10 protein-coding genes are annotated in these 11,282 nt (G+C 68.7%); 8 read left to right on the forward strand and 2 right to left on the reverse strand.

All coding sequences use genetic code 11. The features are described from left to right. Positions 1 to 25: 25 nt before the first annotated feature. Complete coding sequence (locus tag AB0J64_RS16430) at positions 26 to 820, reverse strand: NAD(P)-dependent oxidoreductase (protein ID WP_364027034.1); 795 nt, start codon at positions 818 to 820, stop codon at positions 26 to 28. A gap of 136 nt (positions 821 to 956) precedes the next feature. On the opposite strand from AB0J64_RS16430, the gene AB0J64_RS16435 reads away from it, so the two are divergent. The 5 genes from AB0J64_RS16435 to AB0J64_RS16455 all read left to right on the forward strand — a co-directional run bounded on the left by AB0J64_RS16435 (position 957) and on the right by AB0J64_RS16455 (position 5,794). Beyond that, positions 957 to 2,264, forward strand: a complete 1,308-nt coding sequence (locus tag AB0J64_RS16435) for a sugar ABC transporter substrate-binding protein (RefSeq protein WP_364027037.1) — start codon at positions 957 to 959, stop codon at positions 2,262 to 2,264. Further along, positions 2,261 to 3,190, forward strand: coding sequence for a sugar ABC transporter permease (locus tag AB0J64_RS16440; protein WP_364027040.1), 930 nt, complete (start codon positions 2,261 to 2,263; stop codon positions 3,188 to 3,190). The genes AB0J64_RS16435 and AB0J64_RS16440 overlap by 4 nt, the downstream gene beginning before the upstream one ends. After that, positions 3,187 to 4,047, forward strand: a complete 861-nt coding sequence (locus AB0J64_RS16445) for a carbohydrate ABC transporter permease (protein ID WP_364027043.1) — start codon at positions 3,187 to 3,189, stop codon at positions 4,045 to 4,047. The genes AB0J64_RS16440 and AB0J64_RS16445 overlap by 4 nt, the downstream gene beginning before the upstream one ends. Before the next feature lie 67 nt (positions 4,048 to 4,114). Then, positions 4,115 to 4,876, forward strand: coding sequence for an IclR family transcriptional regulator (locus AB0J64_RS16450; protein ID WP_364027046.1), 762 nt, complete (start codon positions 4,115 to 4,117; stop codon positions 4,874 to 4,876). Positions 4,877 to 4,888: 12 nt separating this feature from the next. Beyond that, positions 4,889 to 5,794 carry a 5-dehydro-4-deoxyglucarate dehydratase gene (locus tag AB0J64_RS16455; RefSeq protein ID WP_364027049.1) on the forward strand — a complete coding sequence of 302 codons (906 nt, stop codon included), beginning with the start codon at positions 4,889 to 4,891 and terminating at the stop codon, positions 5,792 to 5,794. A 99-nt stretch (positions 5,795 to 5,893) separates the two neighbouring features. On the opposite strand, the gene AB0J64_RS16460 is transcribed toward AB0J64_RS16455, so the two are convergent. After that, positions 5,894 to 7,363 carry an aldehyde dehydrogenase (NADP(+)) gene (locus tag AB0J64_RS16460; RefSeq protein ID WP_364027052.1) on the reverse strand — a complete coding sequence of 490 codons (1,470 nt, stop codon included), beginning with the start codon at positions 7,361 to 7,363 and terminating at the stop codon, positions 5,894 to 5,896. Between the two features lie 104 nt (positions 7,364 to 7,467). On the opposite strand from AB0J64_RS16460, the gene AB0J64_RS16465 reads away from it, so the two are divergent. From AB0J64_RS16465 to AB0J64_RS16475, 3 genes are all read left to right on the forward strand, one after another. Continuing rightward, positions 7,468 to 8,724 carry a glucarate dehydratase family protein gene (locus AB0J64_RS16465; protein WP_364027055.1) on the forward strand — a complete coding sequence of 419 codons (1,257 nt, stop codon included), beginning with the start codon at positions 7,468 to 7,470 and terminating at the stop codon, positions 8,722 to 8,724. Beyond that, positions 8,721 to 9,881, forward strand: a complete 1,161-nt coding sequence (locus AB0J64_RS16470; protein ID WP_364027058.1) for a hypothetical protein — start codon at positions 8,721 to 8,723, stop codon at positions 9,879 to 9,881. Before AB0J64_RS16465 ends, AB0J64_RS16470 begins: the two co-directional genes overlap by 4 nt. Positions 9,882 to 10,756: 875 nt before the next feature. Next, a partial coding sequence (locus AB0J64_RS16475) for a serine hydrolase domain-containing protein (RefSeq protein WP_364027070.1) occupies positions 10,757 to 11,282 on the forward strand: 526 nt, incomplete at its 3' end.

Consider the following 11,282-nt stretch of genomic DNA (forward strand, 5'->3'; position numbering starts at 1 on the left):
GGCTCCAAGAGGGCGCGGGGCGGTGTTACCAGCGCTCGCCCAGTTCGTTGAGGGTGAACACGCCTCCGGCGCGGTCGTGGAGCGGCTCCGAGAGGTCCGGTTCGCCCTGCTCGGCGATGAGCGCCGCGGCCATGGGCTCGGAGGAGTCGCGGGAGACGTACCCGATGGACTTGGCCTCCTCCAGCGACCACCACCGCCGCGCGTTGTCCGAGACGCCCCAGACCACGTGATACCCGGGCGCGGTCAGCGCCGCCTCGATCAAGCGGGTCAGGTCGTCGGCCGAGATCCAGGTGGCCAGGCCGCGCGTGTCGCCGGGGGCCTCGTTGCAGGTGCCGAGCCGGACCACGGTCACGTTCATGCCGAACCGGTCGTGGTAGAGGCTCCCGAGCGCCTCCATGACGACCTTGCTCACTCCGTAAAAGGTGTCGGGCCGGGGAAAGGCGTAGTCGGGCAGCTCGGAGCCGTCGGCGGGGCGGGTCTGGAAGCCGGCCGCGTGGTGGCTGCCCATGAGCACCAGGTGCCGGACGCCTTCTTCGCGGGCGGCCTCAAGAAGCACTTGCGTCCCGTTGACGTTGGCCTGCACTATGTCGGCCCAGGGAGCCTCGCGGCTCTCGCCACCGAGATGGATCACCGCGTCCACGCCCTTCATCGCCTCGGCCACCTGGGCCGGGTCGGCGAGGTCGGCCGTGACCCACTCCTCACCGGGGCCCGGCTCCACCGGGTGGAGGTCGGAAAGCCGCAGCGTGCGGCCGTCGCGGGCGAGCCGTGGGCGGAGCAGCGTGCCGACTTTTCCCGCGGCTCCGGTCATAAGAATGCGCATGCATCCATGGTGTACACGATTCTGACCGAAATTCACATCCTTGAATATTGACCGTGAACCGTGCAGATAGTTACGTTCACAGGCACGAGTTCAAGTCCACGACTCATGTCCACGTATGTGAACGGGAGGCGGTCTGATGTCACGTCGTCTGCTGGGGGTGGCGATCACGGCGACCCTGGCCGTAACGCTGACAGGCTGCGGTTCCGGGGGATCAGGTTCAGACAACGCGCTGGAGATCTGGATCAGGCAGGCGCCCGATTCCGACTCCGCCAAGACGGCGGTGAAACTCGCCGACGCATTCACCAAGGCCAGCGGGGTGAAGACGAAAGTCGTCGCGCTATTCGACGACTTCGAGACCAAGCTGAACCAGCAGGCCGCCCAGAAGAAGCTGCCCGACATCGTCATCAACGACACCGCCCAGCTCGGCAACATGCACTCGCAGGGCTGGCTCCGCGAGGTCGACAAGGCCTCGCTCGCCGGCGGCGACAAGCTGTCCGACCGCGCCTGGCAGGCCGCGACGGGGGCGGACGGCAAGTTCTACGGCACCCCGTTCTCTGCCCAGGCGTTCGCGCTCATCGTACGGAAGGACTGGCGCGAGAAGGTCGGCATGGAGCCGCCCAAGAGCTGGGACGACCTGGCCAAGCTGGCTCAGGCGTTCACCCAGAAGGACCCCGACGGCAACGGCAAGGCCGACACGGCGGGCTTCGTCATTCCCGCGGGCACCAAGCGCGGCTACGCCTCCTGGTACGCCTCCTCCTTCATCTACGGCAACGGCGGCGACTTCATCAAGAGCACCGGCGGCGGCCACTTCCAGGCGACGGTCAACGACCCGAAGACGGTCGAGGCCGTCCAGTACCTGCAGGACCAGTTCTGCAAGGCCAAGACCGTCAACCCGGGCGCGGTCAGCAACGACACGACCGTCACGCACGAGGTCTTCGAGAAGGGCCAGGGCGGCATCTACCTGGTCGGCCCGTACGTGCTCGCGAGGTTCGTCAAGAGCATCGGCACCGACAAGATCGAGGTGCTGCCCCTGCCCAAGGGTCCGACCGGCGGCCCCGGCACGCTCGGCGAGGGCGAGAACGTCTACCTGATGGCGGGCTCCGACCAGCAGGACGCGCAGAAGAAGTTCGCCGAGTTCGCGATCTCCCCTGACGGCCAGAAGATCGGCATGAACAAGGACGCCAACGGCGCCATCGTCCGCCTGCCCGTCAACACCCAGGTCGACATGGCCGGCGAGCGGCAGGACCCGCGGTGGAAGGTGTTCCAGGACGCCTACGCCAACGCCGTCTACGCCCCGCCCGTCCCGAACTGGGCGCCGATCCGCCAGGACTCCGCCGACTCCATCAACGCGGTCTGGGCCGACTGCTCCGCCGACGTCAAGACGGCGATGGACCAGCTGAACACCAAGCTCACGCAGGAACTCCAGAGCCAGAAAGCGTCATGACCTCCACACTCACCCCGGCTCCCGGCCGCACGGCGACCCCCCATCGCCGCACCAAGCGGGTGCGGTGGCGGGGGCCGCTGATGGCCTGGCTGTTCCTGGCGCCCGCTCTCCTGCTGTTCCTGTACTTCAAGTTCATCCCGATGTTCGTGGGCCTGTGGAAGAGCTTCTTCAAGGTCCAGACGTTCCTCGGTGACGAGTGGCTCGGCCTCGAGAACTACAAGACGATCATCAGCGACGCGGACTTCGCCGCGGCCATCTGGCACAGCATCCTGCTGGCGCTGGGCACCACGATCGGCTCGCTCGTGCTGGGCCTCGGGTTCGCGCTGCTCATCGAGGGTCCCGCCCGTTATCTGTGGTTCGTACGGACTGCCGCCTTCCTGCCGGTGGTCACCACGATGGCGGCCGTGGCCGAGGTGTGGCGGATCATGTTCCACCCGGCCGACAGCGGGATGCTCAACACGATCATCGGCTGGGCCGGCATCGATCCCCAGCCGTGGCTGGCCAGCGAGCACTCCTCGCTCTGGTCGATCATGCTGATGAGCATCTGGCGCGGCACGCCGTACGACATGATGATCTTCCTGGCTGGGCTGGTCGGCGTCGACCGCACGCTCTACGAGGCGGCGGCCGTGGACGGCGCCTCGACCTGGCACCGGCTGCGGCACATCACGCTGCCCGCCCTGCGGCCGGTGTTCTGGATCCTGTTCACGCTGGCGGCCATCCGCGGGCTGCGGGTCTTCGTCGAGGTGTACGTCCTGACGAACGGCGGTCCGAACGGCTCGTCCGAGGTGCTGATGACGCTGATCTACAAGCTCGGGTTCCAGAAGAACGATCTGGGCGTGGCCTCGGCGGGCGGGATCGTGCTGTTCCTGGCCACGCTGGCGCTCACCCTGATCGCGCAGATGCTGCGCAGGAGGCAGGCGAGATGAGGTTCGACAGCGCTCTGGGGCTGGAGTCGCGCAAGGGCCCCGTGGCCGTTGCCGGAAAGGTCCTGATTTATGGCTTTATGGTGGTGGTTTTCACCGGGCCGCTGGTCGGACTGCTGGTGAGCGCGTTCAGCAAGACCCTGGACCCCACCTCCTTCTCCCTCTGGCCGGACGAGTTCACCCTGGAGAACTTCGTCCAGGCCAAGGAGAAGAACGTCTACCTCTATCTCCTGAACTCCTTCATCGTCGTGGGCTTCGGCCTGCTGCTGCAGATGCTCGTGAGCGTCTTCGCCGCGTACTCGCTGGCGCGCAAGAAGTTCCGCGGGATGACCGTCGTGCTGCTGCTCATGCTCACCACGATGATGCTGCCGGAGGAGATCATCGCGATCCCCCTCTCGCTCGTCCTGTCCGACATGCCGCTGCTGCACGTCAACCTCATCGGCACGTACGCGGGCATGATCCTGCCGGTCGGCGCCTGGGGCTTCTCCATCCTGGTCATGACCGAGTTCATGAAGGAGGTGCCGGTCGAGCTGGAGGAGGCGGCCCGCATCGACGGCGCGGGCGAGCTGCGCATCTTCGCCACCATCATCGTGCCGCTGTGCCGTCCGGCGCTCGGCGTGATCGGGGTCTTCGGCTTCACCATGATCTGGGACCAGTACCTGCTGCCCCTGATCGTCGCGCCGGAGTCGAGCATGTGGACGCTGCCCATCGCGCTGCGTTCGCTCCGCTCCGACGAGGAGGTGGGGATCGGCGTCCTGCTGGCGGCCTCGCTGCTGGCACTGCTGCCGTCGATCATCGCGTTCCTGGCCTTCCAGCGGCAGTTCATGCGAGGTCTGACAAGCGGCGCCATCAAGGGTTAAGCGTCCATGTATCTGGACGCTATCCAATATTCTGGATCTCCGAAGCCGCAGTCGAGATGGGATGAGTATGGAGCCTCAACTGGTCAAGTCCGCGGAGCGGACGGTACGCATCCTGGAGGCCCTGGCCGAGTCGCACAACCACCTGACGCTGTCGGAGCTCCAGCAGCGCACCGGCTTCCCGCGGAGCAGCCTGCACGCCCTCATGCGGACGCTGGTCGAGCTCAACTGGGTCGAAACCGACTCGGCGCGGTCGGCGTTCGGCATCGGGCCGCACGCCCTGCTGACCGGCACCGCGTACCTAGACAAGGACCCCGCACTGCCGTTCGCGCAGGAGACCCTGGAGGACCTGCGGGCGGAGATCGGGCAGACCGCCCACTTCGCCCGCAGGGACGGCGCGCACGTCCTCTACCTGGCCACCCGCGAGTCGCGCGAGGCCGATCACGTGATCCCCAGGGTGGGCCGGCGTCTGCCCGCCCACGTCACGGCGCTCGGGCAGGTGCTGCTCGCCCAGCTCACGGACGACGAGGTGGTGGCGCTGCTGCCCGAGCCGCTGGACGGACTGACCGAGCACTCCATCACCGATCTGAACAAGCTGACCGGCGAGCTCGACCAGGTCCGCACCCGGGGCTGGGCGTACGAACGCGAGCAGGGCACGCCCGGCCTGGCCTGCGTGGCCGTCGCGGTCGACTACCGCATCCCGGCCACTGACGCGATCAGCTGCGCCATGCCCGCGAGGCTCGGGCCCTCCGAGGTCGAGCGGATCACCGAGGCAGTGATCAAACACACCCGCAAGCTGGCTGCCACTCTCCGCAGGGAGGGCATCCGCTAGAAAGGACTGTCGATGCGGCTGGATGGTGTTCTCTTCTTTCCGGTGACCCCCTTCGACGCCGATGGCGACCTCGCCGAACCCGCTCTGGCCCGGCACGTCGCCGACGGGGTCGCGGCGGGGGCGGGAGGAGTGTTCACCGCGTGCGGCACCGGTGAGTTCAGCGCCCTCGACCTCGACGAATACACCCGCGTGGTGGCCGTCTCCGTGGCCTCCGCCGCGGGCCGCGTCCCCGTCCTCTCCGGCGCCGGCGGCCCGCTGCCCGCCGCCAAGGCCATCGCCCGCGCCGCCGCCGCGCAGGGCGCCGACGGGCTGCTCCTGATGCCTCCCTACCTGGTCAGCGGCCCTCCCGCGGGCCTGGTGCGCTACGTGCGCGAGGTGGCAGCCACCGTCGACCTGCCGGTCGTCATCTACCAGCGCGGCACCGCCCGCTTCTCACCCTCCGCCGTCGCCGAGCTGGCCGCGGTGCCCAACGTCGTCGGCTTCAAGGACGGGCTGGGGGACTTCGACCTGCTCCAGCGGATCATCCTGACCGTACGGCGCTCGACCCGGAAGGACTTCACCTTCTTCAACGGCCTGCCCACCGCCGAGCTGACCGTGCCCGCCTACCGAGGGCTCGGCGTGAGCCTGTACTCGAGCGCCGTGTTCGCGTTCGCGCCCGAGATCGCGCTGGCCTTCTACAAGGCGGTCACGGGTGGGGACGAGGTGCTGACGCAACGGCTGCTGACCGAGTTCTACCTGCCGCTGGTGGAGCTGCGGGATCTCGTGCCGGGGTACGCGGTCTCGCTGGTCAAGGCGGGGGTGCGGATGCGAGGGTTGGAGGTGGGAGGCGTACGGGCGCCGCTGGTGGACCCGGCGCCTGAGCACCTGGAGTCCCTGGAGCGGATCATTGCGAAAGGGCTGGACATCGCCGGGGCCTGACCCTCATTTCGGCAACTGGTTCCGCCCCGGGAGCTCAGCAGCCCCGGGGCGGACCCGTTCACGCCTCCAGACGGCCGACGCCCCCCGGGACGGACCCGTTCACGCCTCCAGACGGCCGTCCACCCTCCGCGGAATGGACAGCGGGTTGCCGTCCTTCAGCTCGTCGGGCAGCAGCGCCTGCGGCCAGTCCTGGTACGCCGTGGGCGCCAGCCACCGTTCGATCGCCGTGGCCCCGACCGACGTGGAGGTCGTGGTCGCGGCGGGCCAAGGACCACCGTGATGCATCGCCCAGCACACAGCCACTCCGGTCGGCCACCCGTTCCAGATGAGCCGGCCGGCCTTCCTGCCCAGCACCTCGGCGACCTCTCCGGCCTCATCCGGGTCAGTGCCGTGGACGGTCGCGGTCAGCGACCCTTCCAGGCGCTCAAGCACCGGCCGCAAGTCAGAAATTTCGCGATACGTCACCACGATCGACGCCGGGCCGAAGCACTCCTCGGCGATACGCGGCAGCTTCTCCTCGAACGTGTCGACATCGGCGGTGAACACCTTGGGCGTGACCGCCCAGCTGCCCTCGCCCGGCTTGCCCTCGGCCAGCAGCCGCAGCTCGCCCAGCCGCTCGACACCCCCGAGGTACCCGTCCCTGATCCGCTCGGCCAGCATGGGACCGCCGCTGGTGCCCTCGACCGCCTCGACGAGGGCGTCCCGCAGCTCGTCGCCCTCGGGCACGAACATGAGCCCGGGGTTCGTGCAGAACTGCCCGACGCCCAGCGTCAGCGACCCGGCGAACCCCGCGGCCACCTCCTTGGCCGGCGCGGACGGCAGCACGACGACGGGGTTGACGCTGCCCAGCTCACCGAAGAACGGGATCGGCACCTCGCGCTCGTCGATCAGCCGCTGGATGGCCTTGCCCCCGGCCACGGACCCCGTGAACCCGGCCGCGACCACCCCGGGGTGCTGCACCAGGTCGGCCCCGGCCTGCATGCCCTGCACCAGACCCAGCAGGTCGGGGTTGGGCAGCGCCTCGCGGACGATCTTCGCCACCCGCTCGGAGGTGTTCGGATGCCCGGGATGCGCCTTGACCACCACCGGACACCCCGCGGCCAGCGCGGATGCCGTGTCGCCTCCAGCCACCGAGAACGCGAACGGGAAGTTGCTGGCCGCGAAGACGGCGACCACACCCGGCAGCGCGCGCTTCATCCGCCGCACGTCGGGCCGGGGCGGAGCGAGGGAGGCATCGGCGTGATCGATGATGGCCTCGACATAACCGCCGTCCCTGAGGACCTGGGCGAAGAGCCGGAACTGCCCCGCCGTACGCGCGACCTCACCGCGCAGCCGTACCTCGCCGAGCGCGGTCTCCTGGTCGGCGAGCTGCCACAGCTCGTCCACGTGCGCGGCAAGCACGTCGGCGACGGCCTCGAGTGCGAGCGCCCGCTCAGCCGCCGGAGTCGCCCGCCAGGCCGTGCCGGCGGCGGCCGCGGCGGAAACGATCGTGTCGACCCCGGCGCTGTCGGTTTCGGACAGTGCGGCGCCAACGGTCTCGCCGGTCCTGGGGTCGTGTCCGTAGATCATCGAAAGGCCCTTCCGAGCTTGACACTTCTTCAGCTTGATTCTTACAGTTGCGGCAACTTGTCCACAAATCTGGCTATTGTTCACATATCTGGACGGCAGGCTAAATGATCATCAGGCAGATTGACGTCACTCCTGTAGCCTTCCGGGATCCGCCCCTTCTGAACGCCTCCGGTGTCCACGAACCGTGGGCCCTCCGCACCATTGTCGAGGTCGTCACGGACGAAGGTCTGACCGGGTTGGGTGAGACCTATGGGGACCTCGAGCATCTGGGCAAGGTGCGCGAGTGCGCGGAAGCCCTGATCGGCCTCGACGTCCACGCCACGAACACGATGTACGCCCGGATCAGCGCGATAGTCGGCGAAACGGTGGCCGACCTGCACGGATTGACGGGTGCCGCCACCAAGGAGAAGAGCGTCGACCGGGTCTTCTCCCCCTTTGAGGTGGCTTGCCTGGACATTCGCGGCAAGGCGGCCGGAGTGCCGGTGGCCGAGCTCTTGGGCGGTCGCGTCAGGGACGCGGTGCCGTACAGCGCGTACCTCTTCTACAAGTGGGCGGGTCACCCGGGCGAGGAGCCCGACCGGTTCGGCGCGGCCCTGGACGAAGCAGGTGTTGTCGAACAAGCGGCCCTCCTCATCAAGGAATACGGCTTCCAGTCCATCAAGCTCAAAGGCGGCGTCTTCCCCCCGGACCAGGAAATAGCCGCGACCCGCGCCCTCCACGAGGCCTTCCCCGGAGTCCCTCTCCGGCTGGACCCGAACGCCGCCTGGTCGGTCGAGACCTCGATCCGCGTGGGCCGGGAGCTGGAAGGGACCCTCCAGTACCTGGAGGACCCCACGTCCGGCATTCCCGGAATGGCGGAAGTAGCCGCCGCCGTACCCATGCCTCTCGCCACGAACATGTGCGTCGTCACCCATGAACACCTCCCTCCCGCCATCGCTTCCCGCGCGATCGGCGTGCTCCTCCTGGACCACCACTACTGGGGCGGACTCGTACGTTCCGCCCAGGTCGCCGCCCTCTGCGACACGTTCGGCCTGGCGCTGTCCATGCACTCCAACTCCCACCTCGGGATCAGCCTGGCCGCCATGACCCATCTGGCCGCCGCCACCCCCAACCTGACGTTCGCCTGCGACACGCACACGCCCTGGCAGGACGGACAGGACGTGGTCGCGCCCGGCGCCCTCCGCTTCGTGGACGGCGCCGTCCCTGTGCCCACCGCCCCGGGCCTCGGTGTCGAACTGGACCGCGACGCGCTGGCCGTCATGCACGAGCAGTACGAGAAGTGCGGGATCATCGCCCGCGACGACACGAGTTACATGCAACGCTTCGCACCCACCTTTTCCGCGAGGAGACCGCGCTGGTGAACGTGGCCTATGTCTATCCCTGGGACATCGTCGGCGACCCCTCCGCCCCCGACCGCCTGGCCGGCCTGGGCGTGGAGGCGGTAGCGCTGGCGGCGAGCTACCACTCCACGAGAGCCGCCACGCCCTACCACCCGTCCCACCGCGTGCTGGACGTCCCCTATCCGGCCTTCTACCTCCCGATCCGCCCGTCATCCTGGTCCCGACTCGTCCCTGCGGCCCCCACCTGGACCTCGGAGGACGCGTACCTCCAGGCCAGGGACGCGCTGAAGGCGGCAGGCCTCCAGGTGCACGCCTGGACCGTCCTCACCCACAACTCCCACCTGGGCGCCGCCAACCCTGACCTGGTCGTACGCAACGCCTTCGGCGACCCGTACCCGTACGCGCTCTGCCCGGCTCACGAGGACGTCCTCGATTACTGCGAGCGCCTGGTGCAGGAGATCCTCACGGTCGGCGAGCCGGACGGCCTCATCCTGGAAGCCTGCGGCCCGATGGGCTTCGGCCACCAGAGCGTGCACGAGAAGACCTCCGGCGCGGACTGGACCCCTGTCGACGCCGACCTGCTCTCACTCTGCTTCTGTACGGCCTGCGCCGACCGCTACCCCGAAACCACCAGAGACACGGTCCGCGCAGCCATCGACCGCCACCCGGCGCCCACCACGTCAACTGGCGCGACGGTCACGGGCGCCCAACCACTCACCATCGACGAAGCCCTCGGCCGGCTGACCGACGAGGTCCGCGCCATCCGCGTAGAACTGTCCGCCTCCCTACGCCATCGCCTGATCACCATTGCCCGAAGGACCGCGCCCAACGTCCCCATCACCCTGCACGCCAACCCGGACCCCTGGGCTGCAGGCGCCTTCGCCGCACTCCCGTCAGGCGAACCCGGCGCGGACGCACTGGTCGCCAACTGCTGGGGCGACCCCGCCACGGACGCGGCCCGCCTCGCCCACCTCAAGGACCTGTCCACCCCAGGCCAGCGGATAGGCGCCTACGTCCTGACTCTGCCACCCCGTCCAGCCGACGCCACGGTGCTGGCCGACCAACTCAGCACGTACGCCAAGGCAGGGGCAACGGAGTTCCACCTGTACCACGCCGGCCTGGCCTCTCCCCAACGCCTGGCCGCCCTCTCGGAAGCCCTCCGTCTTCACACCTCGTGATCTGGCCACCGGCGGATCAGACAGGTCCGTCGGCGCAACCACCGGCGGACCAGACACGTCCGTCGGTGCAACCAGCGCGCGGGCTTGGTGGCGTCGTCGCGCCAGATCTCCCGGGGCCGATGCTGCTTGAGGCCGTGCCAGCTGCCAGTGAGCAGCTTGACCAGGCATTTCGCCTCGGCAACCATCCACGGTCCACGCCCACGCCCACCAACGACCGACGACCCGACGACCCGACGACCGGCGACCGGCGACCGGCAACCGGCGATGAGGCTTCGCGGGTACTGCCTCGCCATTTCTGGCTGCACGGACCGCGTCAGTTATCTGGTGCTCTTGAGCGAAGTAGCAGGTCAACCGCTCGAAGGTCTGTAAGGCACGTCAGGCAAGGAGGCTGCTCGCGTTCGGTGTGCCGATGGATCGTCGAGAGGTCCCTGCCCGGCTGACGGTGCGCCGAGGGGACCCAGGGGGAACGTTCTGGCGGCCGGCCAGGTGCGCATCAACGCCACAGGCGCGGGCAACCACCTACGTGTACACCCCGGTCATACCGGTCGAAGCGACACCACCCACACCAGCGGCATCATCGCAAGACAACTCTCGGCCTGGTCGCCAACTGCGACCGTGACTTGGCCATGACACGGCGCGGACAAGATGGCGACACGGCTGGTCGACAGTGGATTGCGGTTGACAGGCGGGCGAGTTGCCGAGCGTGCTGCGAGACCCGGCGGCGTGTCACGCGTGTTGTCGATGGTGATCCCTGGCATCTCCGACGCCTCCGTGGCGTCCATCGGTGAGACGGCACGACAGGTCATCACGTGATCCGCCCGTGCGCCTTGTTGACCCCTTTTCGTCCCCTCGAAGGAGTTGTTGTCTTGAAGCGCATGTCCGTTGCCGCCGTGACCGCGGCAGCCCTGCTGCTGGCCACCGCCTCGCCCGCGACGGCCGCCAGCGCCGCTGGAGCCGCCGCGGTCGGCGACGCCCAGCAGGCCATGGAGAACCTCGCCAAGACGCCCGGCGTCGTGGGCGCCATCGGCGGCGCGTACGTGGACGGCAAGGCCGCCGGCCAGGGCACCGCCGGGTCGCGGCTGCTCAACGGCGAAGGCGGCACGATCCCGGCCGGCTCCCGCTTCTACATCGGCTCACAGACCAAGGCGATGGTGGCCACCGTGCTCCTCCAACTCGTCGAGAAGGGCAAGCTCGGCCTGGACGCCAAACTCGCTGACCTGCTGCCGGAGGTGGCCGCCGACGGGCTGGTGGAACGAGCCGACGAGATCACCGTCCAGCAACTGATCCAGCACACCTCCGGCATCCCGGACTGGTGGTCCCGGAGCGGCTCGACCGAACCGGCGTTCGACGTCTTCGACTTCACCACCTACTACCGGCCCATCGACATCGTGGCGCTGGCCG

Origin of the sequence: Nonomuraea sp. NPDC049695, assembly GCF_040674955.1 — a bacterium.
Classification (GTDB): Bacteria; Actinomycetota; Actinomycetes; order Streptosporangiales; family Streptosporangiaceae; genus Nonomuraea; species Nonomuraea helvata.

Coding starts and splice junctions, on each gene's coding strand:
- AB0J64_RS16430 (WP_364027034.1), bottom strand. CDS start 820: ATGCGCATTCTTATGACCGGAGCCGCGGGAAAAGTCGGCACGCTGCTC.
- AB0J64_RS16435 (WP_364027037.1), top strand. CDS start 957: ATGTCACGTCGTCTGCTGGGGGTGGCGATCACGGCGACCCTGGCCGTA.
- AB0J64_RS16440 (WP_364027040.1), top strand. CDS start 2,261: ATGACCTCCACACTCACCCCGGCTCCCGGCCGCACGGCGACCCCCCAT.
- AB0J64_RS16445 (WP_364027043.1), top strand. CDS start 3,187: ATGAGGTTCGACAGCGCTCTGGGGCTGGAGTCGCGCAAGGGCCCCGTG.
- AB0J64_RS16450 (WP_364027046.1), top strand. CDS start 4,115: ATGGAGCCTCAACTGGTCAAGTCCGCGGAGCGGACGGTACGCATCCTG.
- AB0J64_RS16455 (WP_364027049.1), top strand. CDS start 4,889: ATGCGGCTGGATGGTGTTCTCTTCTTTCCGGTGACCCCCTTCGACGCC.
- AB0J64_RS16460 (WP_364027052.1), bottom strand. CDS start 7,363: ATGATCTACGGACACGACCCCAGGACCGGCGAGACCGTTGGCGCCGCA.
- AB0J64_RS16465 (WP_364027055.1), top strand. CDS start 7,468: ATGATCATCAGGCAGATTGACGTCACTCCTGTAGCCTTCCGGGATCCG.